This is a genomic window from Carboxylicivirga sediminis (assembly GCF_018156225.1).
GTDB classification, from domain to species: domain Bacteria; phylum Bacteroidota; class Bacteroidia; order Bacteroidales; family Marinilabiliaceae; genus Carboxylicivirga; species Carboxylicivirga sediminis.
Genome location: NZ_JAGTAR010000058.1, coordinates 1 through 18,968, shown reverse-complemented (window position 1 = coordinate 18,968; position 18,968 = coordinate 1). Strand labels below are relative to the sequence as shown.

Here is an 18,968-nt window from a genome sequence, read left to right as displayed (position 1 = left end):
GCGGTCTGGACGGGACTCGAACCCGCGACCTCCGGCGTGACAGGCCGGCATTCTAACCAGCTGAACTACCAGACCAGTTTAGATTTTCTACAGTCTTTTTTTTGATGCAATTTTCATTCAAATTGCCTGCTTCCCTTTATTGATACCGTATTGAGTGGTACCCCTGTTTCTGAAAGCGATGCAAAGATAAAGCTTCTTTTCTATTATGCAATACATTTTTTCAATAGAAGTGCGGATTTTATTAACCTCAAATCCATTCATGCTTTGCTGTCAGCTATTTATGAATAAAACTTTTTTCTGTTTTTTTTCCTTCAGCCATTCTGCCATAAAAACCAGCTACAAAATATGAGTACCTTAAAGCCTGACAACACTATTCTGAGTTTTATTCTCCTTGATAGTTTATTGGCATTTCAGGATAAACATACACGAATACTATCACATAAAGTACATTAACAACTAACTTAAGTTACTTTGGCAACAATCTTTGCTCAAGGTATAATCTTAAATGCGGATCAATCGTATAATTTGGTCAGATACAAAAAAAGGTGCCATGTAATGACACCTTAATTAATATTGTAAAATACAATGAATGATTAGTCTTTATCTACCTTTTTAAGCAAAGCCTTAACGGTAATTACTTCCAAATAGGTTGTTCCGCCACCAATACCGAAGCTTCCACCTAAATAAGCTACCAAATCATCTTCAACTAGGATTTCTTTCTTCAATAGCTTTTTAAGCGTTTTCTTCAGAATTTCTTTCTTAGAACTTCCATCTTCCATTAAACGAGGGAAAATACCATAAGAAAGTGCCAGCTGACGACCGACGTTAGAATTGTAGCAAAGTGCATACACAGGACAAGCACCTCTGAATGCAGCCAAATAACGGGCTGTTTTTCCGGTTAAGCTATCTGTTAAAACAGCTTTAATATCCAGGTTCTTACTTGCCTGAACAGCTGTATCGGCTAAATAGGCTGTAATATCATTTTTATCTTGCAGTACAGGTATGTCGTAACGGCTATCTTTAGCAGCTTCTACTTCCTTGGCAATCTTAGCCATTGTTTTAACTGCTTCAATAGGATACTTACCATAGGCTGTTTCACCACTTAACATGATGGCATCTGTACGGTAGTATATGGCATTGGCCACATCTGTTACTTCAGCTCGTGTCGGACGAGGATTTTTAATCATCGTATGCAACATTTGCGTAGCAACAATAACTGGCTTTTTGGCTTCAACACATTTACGAATCATGCGTCGTTGAATTCCAGGGATTTTCTCCTGTGGAATTTCAATACCTAAATCACCTCGTGCCACCATCACTCCGTGCACATGCTCCAAAATCTCATCCAGATTTTCAACACCTTCTTCGTTTTCGATTTTAGCCACAATCTTCATCGGGCTTTCCATCTCATTAAGAATCTGCTGTACTTCAATCACATCCTCTTTGTTACGAACAAATGAGTGTGCTACGAAATCGATATTATTCTGAGCAGCAAATTTGATGAAGTTGCGATCTTTTTCTGTTACTGATGGTAAGTTAATTCTTACTCCCGGAACATTAACACTTTTACGGCTACCAACAATTCCGTTGTTCAGCACCTTACAAAGCAAATGGTCATCTTCTTTGGATGAAACCTCAAGAGCCACTTCGCCATCATCAATTAGAATCTGACCTCCAACAGGCATATCCTGAACGAAATCTCCATAACTTACGCAAATGCACTCGTTGCTCGAAATTCCATCCAAATCACCCTTTACCTTCAACACATCACCTGTTGTCAACTCAATATCAGCCTCACATTTAGTGGTTCTGATTTCCGGACCTTTAGTGTCAATTAAGATGGCTATTTTATCTGAAACAGCTCTTACATTATTCACAACCTTCAATACGCCTTCAAAATCCTGATGCGCAGTATTCAGGCGCACGACATTCATGCCTGCTTTGTACAGTTTCTTCAGAAAATCAATATCACAATTGCGATCCGAAATTGTAGCAACAATTTTGGTAAACTTCTTCATAACTAAATTTTTCTTGGTGGTATGCAACAATTTATATTATGCTGAACTAAGTCCTTCCCCTACTTAGATTCAACTTTTCAAACACTCTTTTCTATATTATTCTGATAATTTAAAAGCTTCAATAGCCAAACGGTATGAGTCAAGTCCAAATCCTGCTATTACACCCCTACAAACAGGTGACAGAAATGACTTATGACGTACCTGCTCGCGTTTATGCACGTTACTAATATGTACTTCAATAACCGGACTCTTAATAGCTGATATTGCATCGGCAATTGCCAATGAAGTGTGAGTATAGGCTCCTGCGTTGAGAATGATACCGTCAACAGAGAAACCTTCATTATGGATTTTATCAATTATTTCCCCTTCGCTGTTCGACTGAAAATAACTCAAGACATCTTCAGGGTAACTTTTTATGAGCTTGTTAAGATAAACTTCAAAGGCCTCTGATCCATAGATGGAAGTCTCACGTTTACCTAACAGGTTTAAATTAGGACCGTTTATTATTAACAAGTTCATATTGGCTGTACTATTTATGGCCGCAAAATTACGATAGTTTGTTGGAATAAAAAAACACAGAGAAAAATTAAAATTTCATAGGGAAAATAAACATTATTTTAAATTTTTCTTTATTTTTATTGCTCGTTATCAGTTCAATTCTTATTTTTACTGATACGAAATCGGGAAATACAATTAAAAGTTTTATTATGAATTGGGAATCAGAAATTAGTGAATTCAGAAATTACCTTAAAATTGAGAAAGGTTTATCTGACAATTCCATCCATGCGTACATTACTGACCTCACAAAGTTGGTGACGTTTTTGGAGGACAAAGGGAGTAAAAAAGGACCAGAGGATGTTATTCTTGCAGACCTAAAGGAAATGATGGAGTGGATTGGTGAAAGAGGCATCAGCCCACGCACCCAGGCTCGCGTTATCAGCGGCATTAAATCTTTCTATAAATTTTTATTAATTGAAGAAAAAGTTGAGAAAGATCCTACTGCCTTGCTCGAATCTCCTAAAATTGGACGTAAACTACCAGATATCTTATCTGTAGAGGAAATTGACACGATTATTAATTCTGTTGACCTGAGAAAATCTGAAGGACAGCGTAACAAAGCTATACTAGAAACACTGTACAGCTGCGGATTACGGGTTTCAGAATTGATTGAACTTAAAATTTCAAATCTGTTCTTCGAATCTGGGTTTATTAAGATTGAAGGAAAAGGTAACAAAGAAAGATTAGTTCCTATTAGCTCCAAGGCCATTAAAGAAATTAATTTATACCTAAGCGAATACCGCCGCACCCTTAAGATTCATAAAGAAGATGAGGATATTCTATTCTTAAATCGCAGAGGGCGTAAGTTATCACGCGTTATGATATTTACTATCATTAAAAACCTGACCAGAAAATTAGGTTTTGAAAAAAATATCAGCCCACATACGTTCCGCCATTCATTTGCAACTCACTTAATTGACGGAGGAGCTAACCTGAGAGCGGTACAGGAAATGTTAGGACACGAATCGATAATTACTACCGAGATATATACACATCTTGACAAGGAATATTTAAAGAACACACTCATTCAATTCCATCCAAGATCGTAATGATATCGAGAAATTTTTCAAGCGCAGCTGATGTCAGTTGCGCTTTTTTATTATCAGATAAATCTCCAGAAGTCAAAAACAGTTATTACAGCTACTCAGCAATCGTTATTTGCAACACTTGTCACACACGCCTTTCACCTCTACGGAAACTTCTTCTATCTGAAAATTCGGAATTGAAATTTTAATGGCCTGCTCAATATGCATGCACGATACTTCATGACATGCTGTGCACTTAAAGTGAATATGCTCGTGCTTATGACAATGCTTAGAGCAGTTCTGACTACACAAAGCATAATACGTTTCATCGCCTGAAGTTGATGCCTTATGTACTATCCCCCCGTCGATTAATGCATTGAGTGTACGATACAGCGTTACACGATCAAAACTCTTCAGGTTCTCCTGAATTTCCGAATATGGGATAGCCGATTCGCGCTCACTCAACAAACTCAGCAGACCTACCCTGATGGGTGTTGCTTTAAGAGCTCTCTCTCTCAAATATTCTTTTATACTTTCTTCACTCATCATATTGGCAAAAGTAATTGTTTTAGCACGTTAAAGAAAACGGTGACTGAGTTAGAAATATATATTTAGACCAATTACCGCATTACGCCCCAAATCATCGGCAAAGTAGCGCATGCGATTCATATAATCGCGATAAGCTTTGTTTAGTAAATTATCGAATTTCACATAAGCCTGAAGGCGGTGATGTTTAAATCGCTTATCTGCACTCATACGCACCCCAATCAAACCATATCCATCAGGCGGCAACACATAATCCTGATCGGCCTGCAAGTGATTTTGCCGAAATACATATTGATAATTGCCTTCAATAGTCACATTCTCCAAACCTGCCATACGCTCCAGCTCATAAGTAAAAGAAAACCTCAACTGGTTAGATGGCATATAAATCAGAGGTTCATTATCACTTATGTTATGACCTCGCAAATAGCTATATTGTCCTTTCACCTTCAACTGCGAACTAAACAGATAGGATAGATTGAGATCGGCACCATAAATATGTGCCATTGTTTGCTCATATTTAAACACAGGAAAAGCCCCCCTGATGGTTAAACGTATTTCATCTTGCGGATTAAGAAATATATAGTTATCAATATATTGATAGTAAAGATCCGTTTCAAGTTGCACCTTATGCCACCATTGGCCATTAATTAAGGCATTAACTTTAATACCTGTCTCCGGTTTTAAAGTGGAATCCCCTTCTTCTATCCCGCCCACCCCTTGGTGCAAACCATTACTATACAACTCATTCACCTCTGGATTTCTTGTCCCCAGGTTAACACCAGTCAACCAATACACACCTTCACTAAGGTAGTTTTTTGCTTGTAGTGCCAACTTGTAGCTTGAAAATAGATTATTGTATCGCAGTATTTCTCGTGGCACTGTTGTTGAAATTGCCGCCACATTTTGAATCTGCCTGTCATAGCGTAAACCGAAATCAAAATCCCAGTAATCCATTTTCTTACTAAAAGATGAGTACAGACCAATTTCATAAGAATTATAATCCGGGATCAAAGGCAAAATGCCGGTTTCCGGTTGGTTGGTATTATCGATAAATGTAAACTGCAGTCCGGCTTTCCACCTCCAGTTATTGCGAAGTAATGATGTATAGCCAGCCTTCAAATAATGAGAGAATTGAGTCAAACTCATGGCCGGAATATCAGAGCGATCACCTTTTCTTACATCAAATTCTTTTCGATTATTAAACTGAGTGGCATAGGTTAAATGGACCCACCTCCTGCTGTTTATCAGGTGTTTTGCATGAAGCTTTAGTAAATGGTGCTGCACTGTTTGCCGCGGAGCATCAATCGCATAGGAAAAGTTTTCTTTAGTATAAAAAGGCACATCCCGCTTCAGTGCCTCCTCCAAATCGGTAATGTTACCAATATGAGAACCTCTCAAGATACCAATTTGTGTATTGAATGAACTCAGGTAGGCATCAATATACCATTGCTCATTAATCTTTTTTTCAAGCTGGGCAGCAATATTCGCCTCTTCCACGCCTGTATTGGTTAAAAAATAATTGGCTGCATGCTGATCTCCTCTCTTCTTTAGAGTCCCATTCACTTTCCAAGCCAAACCTGGGGCACTCTGCTGTAGTTGAAGGTTTAAACCTGCTCCGCGGCCATTTGATTCAAAAAAAATATTACTCTGCCCGTTTAACTGTTCAAGGGCACTTATCCTGGCAGGCTCCACCAATACCATGCTTCCCAGCGAGCGTCCCTGATACTCCAAGGCATCAACCCCATTTAATACACTTATGGTATTTGCCACTAAAGGATCAATTTCGGGACTATGGTCATTACCCCACTGTTGTCCGCTCTGAGCAATACCATTATTTAATATTGGCAGGCGATTGCCATAAAGACCATGCACCACTGGCTTGGATACACCTCCGCCACTTTTGAGCGAACTGATTCCGGAAACAGCCTCCAGCAGCCCTGCCAGATTCTGGTTAGCCCCCTGAGAGATGTCCTCTGAGTTAACTTTCTTTGTTGCCTGCTGTGCCTCGGATAAGTAATTGGCATTAACCACAATTTCATCAAAAGTGCTTACTGCTTTCACGAGTTGGATATGGAGATTACCTCCATTAAAACTATCCAGATTAATTATCGCCCTTTTATAACCAACACAACTAACATGCAGCACCTTATCTGAATTACACAATTGCATTAACACAAAGGAACCATCCTCTTCGGTAATGGTTCCTTTATTGGTTCCTTCAACAGCCACTGCAGCGTAGGCAATTGCATCACCACTATGCTGATCAACTACATGGCCCACAAGGCTATTGTTGCACAATTGCGCCCACCCATAACTGGCATTGAAAGCAAAAAAAGCGATGAGATATGTGAACTTATTCAACATCCACCTCAAAAGTTACTTCAATATCTGTTTCTCCACCAGCATTAGTTATATCACCGTCCGACACACCTGGTGCACCTTTCGCAGGTTCATGACGTAAAATAATGGTTAGCTCACCCGAACCCGCAGCCATAGTGACCACCTGCGTAGCTAAACCAATAGGCAAACCATCTTCATCAACATCAGTATAGTTGACATTAAGGCCTTCAATCGTGCTCAAATAAAAGAACTGATGCTCGTCGCCTTCCTCTTTTACCTCTTCACTAATATCAATTGCAGGATTTTCAATTTCATTTAATAGCCTTATGGCACCTGAATAGCTAGTATTAGCCTTTAAAGTTCCTGTAACTACCTCGGGCTGTCCCATTCCCATATCTTTAAACGATAAAACCACTGATTCTCCTCCATTATGCGGAGTTAAAGTGTAGATAAGAGTGGTTATTAATTCACCTTCATTAGGAATTACAGGATCATCTTTGTCGCATGATGATAAACCAATAATGGCAACCATGAACATTAAAATGTGAAATACTTTCTTCATAAGTTAAAAAATCAAAGTGTTTTGCTGCAAAAGTAACGATTTTAATGCAACATTGTTGCATTTATAAAGTATCCAAAACAATCATCCCCCATCTAAACACTGATTATCTGTACATTACAATATACATTTTCTTACCTTCACAGTTAACGATCGACTAAATGCTTGTTAAGCTTTAAAGCGTTCACTTCTCCTTGAAACAATACCTTAACACTGTTTTTTTTCTTATTTTTGCATCCTTATCAAAATTCCCTGGCATATGGCCATGGGTAATCATTACGAAAAACGAAGAAAGACAATTACAATTATGGAAATTGCAAGCAAGTACAACCCGTCTGCTACCGAGGACAAGTGGTATAAGTATTGGATGGATAATGAATTTTTCAAGTCGGTTCCTGATGAGCGCGAACCCTACACCATTGTCATCCCACCACCAAACGTCACCGGCGTCCTGCATATGGGACACATGCTTAACAATACCATTCAGGATATATTAATCCGTCGTGCCAGAATGATGGGCAAAAATGCTTGCTGGGTGCCAGGTACCGACCATGCATCTATTGCCACCGAGGCCAAAGTAGTTAACAAACTAAAGGAGCAGGGCATTGACAAAAAACAGTTGACCCGCAATGAGTTTTTAGACCACGCATGGGACTGGACCAAAGAGCATGGCGGAATTATTCTACAGCAATTAAAGAAGTTAGGTGCTTCGTGTGATTGGGATCGCGAAAGCTTTACAATGGATGAAGTGCGCAGTGATGCGGTTATTAAGGTGTTTGTTGACCTTTTTGAAAAAGGTTATATCTACCGTGGCGTGCGCATGGTTAACTGGGACTGTAAAGCACTCACAGCTGTTTCGGATGAGGAAGTGATCTATAAAGAAGTACAATCGAAATTGTATTATCTGAACTACCAGATTGAGGGAAGCGATGAGTTCGTAACTATAGCCACTACTCGCCCGGAAACGATATTAGGTGATACGGCAGTGTGTATCAACCCCAATGACGAACGTTTTAAACACCTGAAAGGCAAACGCGTATTGGTACCCCTTATCAATCGCTCCATACCTATTATTGAAGATGAGTATGTAGACATGGAGTTTGGTACAGGCTGTTTGAAGATTACTCCTGCCCACGACATCAATGACTACGAGATAGGCATGCGCCACAACCTCGAAAGCATCAATATTTTTAACGATAACGGCACATTGAGCGAGGCCGCAGAGCTATTCATCGGCGAAGATCGCTTTGATGTAAGAGATAAAATCATTCCTGCTCTAAAAGAAGCAGGTAGCTTAGCCAAAATAGAAGACTACACCAATAAGGTAGGCTACTCGGAGCGTACTGATGTGGTGATTGAGCCAAAGCTATCGGCCCAGTGGTTCCTGAAAATGGAAGAACTGGCCAAGCCTGCATTGGAAGCAGTGATGAGTGATGAAGTGGAGTTTCATCCTAAGAAATTCAAGAACGTTTACCGTCACTGGATGGAAAACGTGAAAGACTGGTGTATCTCACGTCAGCTGTGGTGGGGGCACCGCATTCCTGTTTACTACCTGAGCGACGGCTCGTATGTGGTTGCCGAAAATGACGAAAAAGCATTAACACTGGCCAAAGAAAAAACGGGCAACACAGCCTTAACCATGGCCGACATTAGGCAGGATGAAGATGTGCTGGACACATGGGCTTCGTCTTGGCTATGGCCACTATCGGTATTTGACGGCTATGGCGAAGACCAGACTGAAATTGACTATTATTACCCTACCAATGACTTGGTAACAGGGCACGATATCATCTTCTTCTGGGTGGCGCGTATGATTATTGCCGGCTACGAATATAAAGGCACTTTCCCATTCAAGAATGTGTACTTTACTGGTATGGTGCGCGACAAGCAGCGTCGTAAAATGTCGAAATCGCTGGGTAACTCGCCTGATCCATTGGATTTGATTACCAAGTATGGTGCCGATGGTGTGCGTGTGGGTATGCTATTGTGCTCGCCTGCTGGAGGCGACCTGCTATTTGACGAAAACTTACCTGAGCAAGGCCGTAACTTTGCCAATAAAATATGGAATGCCTTCCGATTGGTAAAAGGCTGGGAGATTAATGAAAGCATCGAGCAACCTGAGTCGGCTAAGCAAGCCATCGCCTGGTTCGACGCTAAATTGGATCAGACCATTGCCACCATGAACGACCATTTCGAGAAGTACCGCATCTCTGATGCCCTGATGACGGTTTACACCGTTTTCTGGCAGGAGTTCTCATCATGGTACCTGGAAGCTGTAAAACCAGCTTATCAAAAACCATTGGATGCAGCCACTTACAAAGCCACCAGTGAATTCTTTGATAAGTTGCTGCGTCTGTTACATCCATTTATGCCATTCTTATCAGAAGAGCTATGGCAGGCACTGGAAGAGCGTCAAGAAGGCGAAAGTATCATGGTATCAGACATGCCAACCGCTAAAGGTTTGGATGCATCTATCATCGATAAGTTTGAAATGCTGAAAGAAGGTGTTGGTGGTGTGCGTACGATCCGCAAGGAAAAGAACATCCCGATGAAAGATGCTCTTTCGTTAAGTATTTTGTCAGGCGAAGGTTTTACTGCTGATTTCAACGCCGTACTTTGTAAGCTGGCTAACCTGAGCGAGCTAAATATGGTTAATGAGAAAGTAGAAGGAGCTGTTTCGTTTATGGTGCGTACGAGTGAATATTTTGTGCCTATGGAAGGCCTGATTGACGTAGAGGCAGAGTTGGAGAAGCTCGAAAAAGAACTGGCGCATCAGGAAGGCTTCCTCAAGGGTGTGATGAAAAAGCTGGGTAACGAACGCTTTGTGAGCAGTGCCCCCGAAGCCGTTGTGGCCAAGGAACGCCAAAAGCAGGCCGATGCCGAAGCAAAAATCAAAACATTAACGGAAAGCATCGCCCGTTTGAAAAAATAGCGAAAGATTTTCTATATAGATAAAAGCCGGCATTTTGCCGGCTTTCTTTTTGCCGTTTTACTGTAGCTTGTTCACCTATCTGAACATCACTTAACATCTATCAGCCCATAGTTTTTGTAGTTTTGCTTCAAACAAATTGTAATTATCATGCTGAAGAAATCAATCCTCGCACTATTAATGGTGCTCAGTCTGGGTGCCTGCACAAAATACACTGGCATTCCAAAACAGTATCATCAATTGCTCGATGAAGCCCTTGTTAAAGCCGAACAAAATGCGCCTGAAATCAAAAAGGCCCTGGAGGCAGCCCCTGCTAACCAGAAAGAGGCAGTAGCCTTTTTAATCGCTTACATGCCCGAGCACGATCTAAAAGTGCTAAGTGCCGATTTTATTCTTGAAAATACAGACTATGCTTTTATAGCCCGTGAGCAGTTTGCATGGGCACAGGCCATTCCTGATTCAGTATTTTTTAACGATGTGCTCCCCTATGCCAGCCTTAACGAACGACGCGACAACTGGCGAAAGGATTTTTACGAGCGCTTCTCAAAATATGTGAAGGACTGTAAAGACATCCGTTCGGCTATCGACTCGGTAAATAAAAATATACGCGACGAAGTTATCGTAGACTACAATACCAAACGTGAAAAACCCGACCAGAGCCCTTATGAATCCATGAAGCAAAACATGGCGTCGTGCAGTGGCCTGTCCATTCTGCTAACCGATGCTTTCAGAGCCGTTGGCATTCCATCACGTATTGGCGGTACACCAAACTGGCACGATAAACGAGGTAACCACAACTGGAACGAGGTGTGGATTGATGGTCAGTGGTATTTCACCGAATACTACCCCAGCGGTTTAAATAAAAGCTGGTTTTTGCCTGATGCCGGTAAGTCTATTCCCGATAATCCAGAGCATGCCATCTATGCCAGCTCATGGAAACCAACAGGCATTCACTTTCCATTGGTTTGGGATTTTGATATTAAATATGTACCGGCTGTTAATGTATCGGAGCGTTACATACAGCTATACGAAGCCGAAGAAGCTGCAAAAAAGATTGCCGAAACGCATGTTACCGTTAAGGTGATGATGTTTAAAGACGATGTATGCACCTTCCAGGGCGATGATCGCATGTCTGTGAATGTGGATGTATTTTGTGGTGCCGACCAGGTGGGTGGCGGCCGTACAGCAGGTCCTACACAAGATATGAACGACGTACTTGAGTTTGTATTGGAAAAGAACAAAACCTACAGCTTTAACTACACGGGAGAAGCTGGTCAGATGAAATCTATTAAGCTCAATATTTCAGATGAACCTCAGTCGCTGAAGCTTTATTATAAGTAGTGAAGGTTTAGCTGGAAACGATTTAATGTACGCAGGGCAAGCTAATAAGGACAGCTTGCTTCTAAAAAATAATCCCCTTTGCTTGACCTCAGTGGTCACGAAGGGGATTACTATTTCTAACGGGATCCTGCCCATGCTCTTATCCTAGTCCATAGCTTTTAAGCTCAAATCCAAACTCTTGATATGGTGCGTGAGTGCACCCACCGAGATATAATCTACACCGCAAAGCGCATAATCTCTCAAGGTATCAATGGTGATACCCCCGCTTGATTCGGTTTCAAACTTTCCATTTATATAATCAACCGCCTTTTTAGTATCCTCCACCGAAAAGTTATCGAGCATAATGCGTTGAATGCCGCCCACACGTATCACTTCTTCAAGCTCATTCCAATCGCGCACTTCCACCTCAATCTTAAGGTCTTTACCTTTATCCTTTAGGTAGCTTTTCACCTGTTGCACTGCCTTTTCGATACCCCCTGCAAAGTCGATGTGATTATCCTTAAGCATCACCATGTCGTACAAGCCCATACGGTGATTCACTCCTCCTCCCAAACGCACTGCCTCCTTCTCAAGGTAGCGCATACCTGGCGTTGTTTTACGCGTATCAAGCACTCTGGTGTTGGTTCCCTCCAAACGAGCTACATATTCGGCCGTGCGGGTAGCAATGCCACTCATGCGTTGCATCACGTTTAACACCAATCGCTCGGCCTGCAACAGCGACCAAACTTTACCCCTCACATGCATCACGATGTCGCCCACTTGAACTTTGGCCCCATCATTAATATGTATATCAAGGCTAATTTCTGCATCAATTCTATGAAATATCTTTTTGGCCACTTCAACACCAGCCAAAATCCCTTCTTCTTTAACCAGTAAATACATCTTCCCTTCAGCAGCTGAAGGAATACATGATTGTGAAGAATGATCACCGTCTCCAATATCTTCGCGTATGGAGATATCAATAAACTGATCAATTAATTCATTAATCATTGTCTTTCAATTCTTATCTGATGAATATAAATTTTACCACTTTTTTGTTTGGTCAGAAAAGTAAAGCGGAATTGCCCGTTTGACGTGTAGTAATTGGCAATGGCATATGAGGCTTTATCTTTTTTCCCTTGATGAATCAACTTAAATTCGGTAATCGGATTCTGTTCAAAGAAGTTTTTCAAAACCATTTCGGCCTGCTTACGGCTGTATACCGCAGTTTTATGAGGCAAAATAATTTCAAGCTGCTCATTAAAGGTAGCTGACAGCTTTTCGGCATCGCTGTTTTTTACTGCCATAATAACACCATCGGGCAAAGAAGCCGTTTGTTGGGCATACAGCAATTGAGTGGTTAAAAACACAACCAGCGAAATCGTAAAAATGTATTTGAAATTAATCATCATCTAGCGTTTGTCGACCAAACATTTACAAATATCAAGCCTATTTAGTTAAAATGTAATATAAATAAGTGCCCAACTTCATTATTCCATCCACTATTCCTCTTGATTTCAACAATCACTCATTACTTTTACAACAAAAATAGAGGTTTAGCTTAATTTAACTACACTTTTAAGGTTTTAATTTATTATTGTTAAAAAAGGGGTATACGCATGAAAGTTGTTTTGGTTGTGATTGGTAAAACAGACGAAGCTTATTTACAAACTGGCATTGAGAAATTTGAGAAGCGCTTAAAGCACTATTTGCCTTATGAAATGCAGGTAATACCTGACCTGAAAAAAACTAAAAACCTTTCGAACAACCAACAAAAAAGCATGGAAGGCCAATTACTTCTGCAAACCTTTAAAGCAGGCGATCACATATTGCTACTGGATGAGAAGGGCAAAGAGTATCGTTCAGTTGAATTTGCCACCATGATACAAAAGCATATGGTAGCAGGCTTAAAGCGCTTGGTGTTTGTAATCGGCGGGCCTTACGGTTTTTCTGATGAAGTCTATGCAAAAGCAAATGGTAAAATCAGCCTGTCGAAGATGACCTATTCACACCAAATGGTCAGACTGGTTTTCACTGAACAATTATACCGGGCCATGACTATCTTAAAAAATGAACCATACCACCATGAGTAGGCCCCTCTCCGATTTTTTCTATCTTTAGTGTATTAAACCATGACTATGTCGCGCCAACAGCACAAAATTATCACACTTTTATTAGTTGCTATTGCCCTTTACCTATTAGGAAGAATAGTAGAACATCAGTTCGATCATGAGTATACCCATGATGCGGACTCGTACTCAATTCAGCTAACAATAAAGGACAAACAAAACGAACTAATACAATCGCTGGCTGGTTTAAACGATTCAAGCAAATGGAATGAGCACAATAGGTGGATAACAATGGATTCGCTGGCAAAGAAGGATCAGCTGCTCTATTTATATGAAGACTCAACTCTTATTGCCTGGTCCACTCACATTGTTCCCATCAACAAAGTAGTTGCCAAATCGGCTTCTGTAATACAACTGGCCAATGGCTGGTATTTGCAACACCGCATAAATGTTGGCAGATATGAACTACTGGCAATCAGTCTGATTAAAAAGCAGTATGAATACCAGAACAAATTCCTGAACAATGACTTTGCTGATGACTTTACCATCACACACAACCCTGACATCAGTCTGATTCAAAGCGAAAATACGGTTCCCATATATGATATCAACGATAATTACCTGCTATCCCTTCATTATAGCTATCATCAGATAACATCGCCAACCAGCATAGCTGCTTTTGCATTATACCTGTTATGCTTTTCGCTACTTATTGCCATTGGCATTAAAGTGTTAGATAACTTTAAAAACCGAGCATGGAGTAATCATTTTTTAATTGGTTCACTGGTGTTTTTTGTAGGACTTTGGCTGGTGTTTATCAATTTTGCTATCCCAAAAGATTTTAGCTACCATCCTTTGTTCTCGCCTGTCGTCTTTGCCTTTTCCGACTGGCTCTCTTCGCTTGGCAGTCTGCTAATGTTTAGCCTTTTCATACTCATATTTGCCTATTGTTTTTACAGATACTATAAAACACCTGCTTTTCTTCTTTACAAACAATCGAGAATTAGCAAGTACCTGTTCATAGCAACTCAATTTGTACTGTTGCTTATTTTGTTTTTAGCAGCAGACAAGCTACTTGCCATTATTGTTAATAATTCATCGCAGGCAGCAGTATTTTTCAACATCACAGATCTCAACTCAATTGCATTATATAAGCTGATAATCATCTGTCTTTTATACATATCTGTTCTTTTCATTTTCGAACGGATTATAGTTGCCATAAAATCCCATCTATCAAGAAAAGAATACCTGATAATCGCCGGTATATTTATTTTTATAGCACTTATTACTAGCCTCATAACCCAAAACTTTCTACTACTCATACATCCGGTAGTACTCTTAGTCATTGGCTTTATACTACTTACTGCTCAACGCAACAATTCAAATGGTATTACCTATAGCTCCTTTATCTGGGTAATATTTATTACTTCTTTCTACCTGGTAATTCTGTTGTACCATTACAACCTTGATAAAGAAAAAGATAGCCGGGAGTTACTTATCGAAAATTTATCATTCCAACTCACCAGAGAATCGGATCCAATAGCCGAAATGTACCTGAGTGATATTGAAGAAAAACTAAAATCAGATGAGCAACTAATTAAATTACTGCTAGATAACGAAAACAATGAGGAACTTATAAACAGCTACCTTGAGAAAAACTATTTTTACGGTTATTGGAAGCGTTATAACCTTGAAATAGTAGTGTGCTGGGAAAGTGCGCCTTTATACCTTGAATCGGAAGATATTACCACTAACTGCTATCAATACTTTGATGAGCTGATTACTAAGCAGGGCAAAACATTGGAATCATGTGATTATTTCTATTTTCTGGATAACGATAACGGTCAGATTACATATTTTGGTAAAATTCCATATCTGCAGGATGATCCAAATAAAGAGACAACCCTTTATTGTGAAATAAACTCAACACCCATTTTTTCAGGCCTGGGATATCCCGAGCTTTTACAAAACCAGTCTGAACAGATAAACAATGCTCTTTATAAAAACTATTCATTTGCAAAGTTCATCGACAATAAACTTGTTAAACAATTGGGCCCATACAGGTACTCAATTAACAACACATTTCCACAAACAGAATCTGGCAGCAAGCTATTCTTTCATAATGAGAATACGGTTCACTTGATATATCAATTGAATGAAGATACAGTGCTGGTGTTAAGCCGGCCTGAAATAAAGATCATTTATCTATTAATGTCATTTTCTGTTTACGCACTGCTGTTTTTCCTACTTACTGCTATCATCTTCTTTATTACACGAACCCACAAGAATTCTGCTGTCAACTTCTCGATACAGGAAAAAATACAGATCACATTTGTCAGCCTAATGGTAGTCATTTTATTAGCGATAGGTATCAGTTCAGTATTCTACTCCATTCACCAGTTTAAGCAGAAAAACAATCAGATGCTATCGCAACGCATTAAATCAGTGCTACAGGAGATGGAGCAAAAAATTGTTAACGAACAAGAGCTTGATTATAGCATGCATGACTACCTGCAATACTTGTTACAGAAATTTTCAAATGTTTTTTATTCAGATATTAACCTATATAACACTAACGGTAGGCTATTGGCCACATCACGCCCTGAAGTATATCAGCAAGGATTATCTGGTCAAATGATGAATACCCATGCTTTTTATCAATTGACTAACCTGCAAAAAGCAGAATACATCCATGAGGAATATATTGGTACACTACATTTCACATCAGCCTATGTACCAATATATAACTATGAAGGAAACGTTTTGGCTTACTTAAACCTCCCCTATTTCGTTGGTAATAACGAACTTAAATCAGAAATTTATTCACTTATAGTAGCAGTTATTAATGCATACCTTCTATTTGTACTATTTGCTATTGGCGTGGCGGTATTCATTTCGCGCCGAATCACTCGCCCTCTTTTCCTGATACAGGATCGCCTGGCACAAATACGAATAGATAAGCTGAACCAAAAAATAAACTATAAAGGCAACGATGAGATTGGCAATTTGGTTAAAGAATACAATCGTATGGTTGATGAGATATCAGAAAGCGCTGAAAAACTGGCTAAATCGGAGCGAGAGATGGCATGGCGCGAGATGGCTAAACAGATTGCACATGAGATTAAGAACCCGCTGACTCCAATGAAACTTAGCGTGCAATACCTGACTAAAGCCTGGGAAAACAACCCCGAAGATTTTGATAGCTACCTTGAGCGTGTATCAAAAACACTCATCGAGCAGATTGACCAGTTGCACACCATTGCCAACGAGTTTTCGAATTTTGCTAAAATGCCACAAGCTAAGCGAACAAAAGTGGATATTATTGAAAAGCTCATTAATACAACAGCGCTGTTTGAGAAGTCAGAACCTGATATGCATTTTAGCCTGAACACTGAAGCAACCAAACGGTTTGTTTTTGCGGATCCTGACCAATTGGTTAGTATTTTTAATAATGTCATTAAAAATGCTGTTCAGTCAATTCCTGCTAATAGAGAAGGGATTATAAAAATTACGGCAACCTCAGTAGAATCGCAGATAACGATAGCTATATCGGACAATGGTAAAGGAATCAGCAATGATGTAATGAGCAAGATTTTCATGCCCAATTTTACAACAAAATCAAGCGGCATGGGACTAGGCCTGGCTATTGTGAAGAATATTGTTGTTAATAGTGGTGGTGAAATCTGGTTTAAAACCACCGAAGATATTGGTACTACCTTCTACATCCAGTTTCCAGCTTATGAAGAAGATTAACTTCTAACAACGGTTGTATCAGTCCAGGTGTCACCAAAGCGTTCTGATTTGGTAAAAAACCGATACAATTCAAGCAAATTTAAGACTGGTACCAGAAAAATGATTTGCCTGATAAGTGCCTTATCGGGTGACTTCATTAGGCCAGTACCATCTGCCTTATTAATTACTTTAATTTTGAACAAGCGGCGTCCAAAACTTTGTCCATTCAATAGTGGCAAGCTATCCTTAAACAAAAAATATATGAGTCCAAACAACCACCCAATACGAGGAAATAATGATAGTCCCAATACAATGCTACCATCGACTACACCAGCCAGTAGCCGTTCGGTAAAGAAATTAATTCGTCCAATTTGCAGCTTGCCTTCTTTTGTCATCTTCAGGATATATCATCCATTTGAATAATATTATTCAATATCGCATACACTGTCAATCCTGACACCGTTTTAATTCCCAGTTTCCGGGTGATATTTTTACGATGCGATATCACAGTGTGTGTACTAATATACGTTTTTTCGGCAATTTCTTTATTAGTTAAACCTAAAGCAACTTCTTTCAATATCGCTTTTTCTCTTGGACTCAATTCTTCGGTATCCATTTCATCAGTAGACTCTTTTACCTTGTTCAAAGCTTCTTCAATCTTTTGATGTAGGTTTTGTTTACTGTCTAAAATAGATATCTGCGTCAATGGTGCATCAAGTGGTAAAGAAGTATTAAAAACATGAAGCAGTATAGCATCTGATTTCTTTAAGTCCATTACCTTTTGCATCATCTCTGGTTTAAGAAAGGTAGTATTTACAAAGAGTAATTCAGGCTCATATTGCTCTATGATCTTACAACAGTCTTCTCCGTGTGCAACAATTTTAATGCTTTCAACTTCCTGGAAGCTTTTAACCAGGTTGTATAAGCCTAATCCAATTATATGTGATTGTTCGGCAATTAGTACTCTGGCCATTATTTATTGCTTCTATTCGACATTAAAATATCTTCCATCTCTTTAACCAATGGGTAAAGAACGTTCTCTTCCAATTCGGCATGATCTAATAAATCACGCTCTAACCTGAATATGTCATATATCAAGTTATTATACAAACAGTTATTAACCGGCGGAGGAAGATACTTCAGTAAAATACTTTTCAGGTCAAATAACGTTTCTTCAATATTATTATGCTCCTCGTGATATTGCTTTATAAAGAATTCATCGGACGTGTCAATCCCTTCAGAAGTTGGTTCATTTACAAGCTGATTTAAACGTATAATATATGGAAATACATTTTTTTCCTCCTGCTCTATGTGTGCATTAAACTCCGTAATGTATTTTCTAAAGAAATTTAATAACAAATCAATATTCTTCTCATTAATATCAACTTGCTTTTCAAAGTTCTGTATCTGACGTTCAATTTCAGGAATGCGATAATCAATATAGCAGCGATGTGCATTTTTGAGATAACGAATTATCCATTCTATAGGAAAAGTTTTAAACTTTTGCCAATCTAAAAATTCTTTATCATGAAATGAATTCGCGATGTGTAAAAAGAAGTCTACATTTACTTCGTGTCCATCACAAACTTCTTTAACTGTTTTTTCTCGAAAACCCAAAGGAATTTCAAAGCGCTGTATAACCGCCAGTAGTTGGATGTCGTGTTGAACAACATCCACCATTTTCATATCACCTGTAATATGCATAAACAAATTGTTAGGCCACAAAAATAGTTTTTATTTGGAATTAATTAAAATAACAAACAATATAAGATAAGTATAAACACAAAAAACCCCTTATTCGAATGAATAAGAGGTTTCTCTAAAAAAAAGGCGGCGACCTACTCTCCCACTTCTACGCAGTACCATCGGCGC

The 18,968-nt window shown here is 39.4% G+C and carries 15 protein-coding genes and 1 tRNA gene; 5 read left to right on the top strand and 11 right to left on the bottom strand.

Annotation, left to right across the window (positions count from 1 at the left end; all coding sequences use genetic code 11):
- Window position 1 precedes the first annotated feature (1 nt).
- The 3 genes from KDU71_RS22115 to aroQ form a co-directional block, all read right to left on the bottom strand.
- A tRNA-Asp gene (locus KDU71_RS22115) sits at window positions 2–75 on the bottom strand.
- A 518-nt stretch (window positions 76–593) separates the two neighbouring features.
- Window positions 594–2,018 carry a pyruvate kinase gene (gene pyk, locus KDU71_RS22110; RefSeq protein ID WP_212193307.1) on the bottom strand — a complete coding sequence of 475 codons (1,425 nt, stop codon included), beginning with the start codon at window positions 2,016–2,018 and terminating at the stop codon, window positions 594–596.
- A 96-nt stretch (window positions 2,019–2,114) separates the two neighbouring features.
- Entirely contained in the window at window positions 2,115–2,537 is a 423-nt protein-coding gene (gene aroQ, locus KDU71_RS22105; protein WP_212193306.1) for a type II 3-dehydroquinate dehydratase, read from the bottom strand.
- Window positions 2,538–2,725: 188 nt separating this feature from the next.
- Here aroQ and xerD point away from each other — a divergent pair, with 188 nt between their 5' ends.
- Entirely contained in the window at window positions 2,726–3,625 is a 900-nt protein-coding gene (xerD, locus tag KDU71_RS22100; RefSeq protein WP_212193305.1) for a site-specific tyrosine recombinase XerD, read from the top strand.
- Window positions 3,626–3,730: 105 nt separating this feature from the next.
- Here the strand turns inward: xerD and KDU71_RS22095 are convergent, their stop codons facing one another.
- From KDU71_RS22095 to KDU71_RS22085, 3 genes are read right to left on the bottom strand one after another with little or no spacing between them, the layout of a single operon-like run.
- Entirely contained in the window at window positions 3,731–4,150 is a 420-nt protein-coding gene (locus KDU71_RS22095) for a Fur family transcriptional regulator (protein WP_212193304.1), read from the bottom strand.
- 48 nt (window positions 4,151–4,198) lie between these two features.
- Complete coding sequence (locus KDU71_RS22090; RefSeq protein WP_212193303.1) at window positions 4,199–6,511, bottom strand: TonB-dependent receptor; 2,313 nt, start codon at window positions 6,509–6,511, stop codon at window positions 4,199–4,201.
- Window positions 6,501–7,049 (bottom strand): hypothetical protein, encoded by a 549-nt coding sequence (locus KDU71_RS22085; protein WP_212193302.1) that lies wholly within the window; start codon window positions 7,047–7,049, stop codon window positions 6,501–6,503. Before KDU71_RS22085 ends, KDU71_RS22090 begins: the two co-directional genes overlap by 11 nt.
- A 304-nt stretch (window positions 7,050–7,353) precedes the next feature.
- Here KDU71_RS22085 and KDU71_RS22080 point away from each other — a divergent pair, with 304 nt between their 5' ends.
- Both KDU71_RS22080 and KDU71_RS22075 read left to right on the top strand, forming a co-directional pair.
- Window positions 7,354–9,978, top strand: coding sequence for a valine--tRNA ligase (locus KDU71_RS22080; RefSeq protein ID WP_212193301.1), 2,625 nt, complete (start codon window positions 7,354–7,356; stop codon window positions 9,976–9,978).
- 147 nt (window positions 9,979–10,125) lie between these two features.
- A complete protein-coding gene (locus tag KDU71_RS22075) occupies window positions 10,126–11,316 on the top strand; it encodes a transglutaminase-like domain-containing protein (protein ID WP_212193300.1) in 1,191 nt (396 codons plus the stop codon).
- 144 nt (window positions 11,317–11,460) lie between these two features.
- On the opposite strand, the gene nadC is transcribed toward KDU71_RS22075, so the two are convergent.
- Together nadC and KDU71_RS22065 are read right to left on the bottom strand one after the other, a co-directional pair.
- The gene (gene nadC / locus KDU71_RS22070; RefSeq protein WP_212193299.1) at window positions 11,461–12,306 is read right to left on the bottom strand and encodes a carboxylating nicotinate-nucleotide diphosphorylase; all 846 of its coding nucleotides are present in this window, start codon (window positions 12,304–12,306) and stop codon (window positions 11,461–11,463) included.
- Entirely contained in the window at window positions 12,303–12,707 is a 405-nt protein-coding gene (locus tag KDU71_RS22065; protein WP_212193298.1) for a DUF4783 domain-containing protein, read from the bottom strand. The genes nadC and KDU71_RS22065 overlap by 4 nt, the downstream gene beginning before the upstream one ends.
- 207 nt (window positions 12,708–12,914) lie before the next feature.
- Between KDU71_RS22065 and rlmH the strand changes: the two genes are divergently transcribed.
- Together rlmH and KDU71_RS22055 are read left to right on the top strand one after the other, a co-directional pair.
- A complete protein-coding gene (rlmH, locus tag KDU71_RS22060) occupies window positions 12,915–13,388 on the top strand; it encodes a 23S rRNA (pseudouridine(1915)-N(3))-methyltransferase RlmH (protein WP_212193297.1) in 474 nt (157 codons plus the stop codon).
- A gap of 45 nt (window positions 13,389–13,433) precedes the next feature.
- Window positions 13,434–17,117: a sensor histidine kinase gene (locus KDU71_RS22055; RefSeq protein WP_212193296.1), complete on the top strand. Its 3,684-nt coding sequence runs from the start codon at window positions 13,434–13,436 to the stop codon at window positions 17,115–17,117.
- On the opposite strand, the gene KDU71_RS22050 is transcribed toward KDU71_RS22055, so the two are convergent.
- From KDU71_RS22050 to KDU71_RS22040, 3 genes are read right to left on the bottom strand one after another with little or no spacing between them, the layout of a single operon-like run.
- Window positions 17,114–17,491, bottom strand: coding sequence for an RDD family protein (locus tag KDU71_RS22050; RefSeq protein WP_212193295.1), 378 nt, complete (start codon window positions 17,489–17,491; stop codon window positions 17,114–17,116). The two genes, KDU71_RS22055 and KDU71_RS22050, sit on opposite strands and share 4 nt — an antisense overlap.
- A gap of 2 nt (window positions 17,492–17,493) precedes the next feature.
- On the bottom strand, window positions 17,494–18,069 hold the full coding sequence (locus KDU71_RS22045) for a response regulator transcription factor (protein WP_212193294.1): 576 nt from the start codon (window positions 18,067–18,069) through the stop codon (window positions 17,494–17,496).
- Entirely contained in the window at window positions 18,069–18,800 is a 732-nt protein-coding gene (locus KDU71_RS22040; RefSeq protein WP_212193293.1) for a hemerythrin domain-containing protein, read from the bottom strand. Before KDU71_RS22040 ends, KDU71_RS22045 begins: the two co-directional genes overlap by 1 nt.
- Window positions 18,801–18,968 lie beyond the last annotated feature (168 nt).

Bases quoted from the DNA above. Each gene is read 5' to 3' on its own strand.
- KDU71_RS22085 (WP_212193302.1), bottom strand. From the start codon at position 7,049: ATGAAGAAAGTATTTCACATTTTAATGTTCATGGTTGCCATTATTGGT.
- KDU71_RS22090 (WP_212193303.1), bottom strand. From the start codon at position 6,511: ATGTTGAATAAGTTCACATATCTCATCGCTTTTTTTGCTTTCAATGCC.
- KDU71_RS22045 (WP_212193294.1), bottom strand. From the start codon at position 18,069: ATGGCCAGAGTACTAATTGCCGAACAATCACATATAATTGGATTAGGC.
- KDU71_RS22050 (WP_212193295.1), bottom strand. From the start codon at position 17,491: ATGACAAAAGAAGGCAAGCTGCAAATTGGACGAATTAATTTCTTTACC.
- rlmH (WP_212193297.1), top strand. From the start codon at position 12,915: ATGAAAGTTGTTTTGGTTGTGATTGGTAAAACAGACGAAGCTTATTTA.
- nadC (WP_212193299.1), bottom strand. From the start codon at position 12,306: ATGATTAATGAATTAATTGATCAGTTTATTGATATCTCCATACGCGAA.
- KDU71_RS22075 (WP_212193300.1), top strand. From the start codon at position 10,126: ATGCTGAAGAAATCAATCCTCGCACTATTAATGGTGCTCAGTCTGGGT.
- pyk (WP_212193307.1), bottom strand. From the start codon at position 2,018: ATGAAGAAGTTTACCAAAATTGTTGCTACAATTTCGGATCGCAATTGT.
- KDU71_RS22080 (WP_212193301.1), top strand. From the start codon at position 7,354: ATGGAAATTGCAAGCAAGTACAACCCGTCTGCTACCGAGGACAAGTGG.
- aroQ (WP_212193306.1), bottom strand. From the start codon at position 2,537: ATGAACTTGTTAATAATAAACGGTCCTAATTTAAACCTGTTAGGTAAA.
- KDU71_RS22040 (WP_212193293.1), bottom strand. From the start codon at position 18,800: ATGCATATTACAGGTGATATGAAAATGGTGGATGTTGTTCAACACGAC.
- xerD (WP_212193305.1), top strand. From the start codon at position 2,726: ATGAATTGGGAATCAGAAATTAGTGAATTCAGAAATTACCTTAAAATT.
- KDU71_RS22065 (WP_212193298.1), bottom strand. From the start codon at position 12,707: ATGATGATTAATTTCAAATACATTTTTACGATTTCGCTGGTTGTGTTT.
- KDU71_RS22095 (WP_212193304.1), bottom strand. From the start codon at position 4,150: ATGATGAGTGAAGAAAGTATAAAAGAATATTTGAGAGAGAGAGCTCTT.
- KDU71_RS22055 (WP_212193296.1), top strand. From the start codon at position 13,434: ATGTCGCGCCAACAGCACAAAATTATCACACTTTTATTAGTTGCTATT.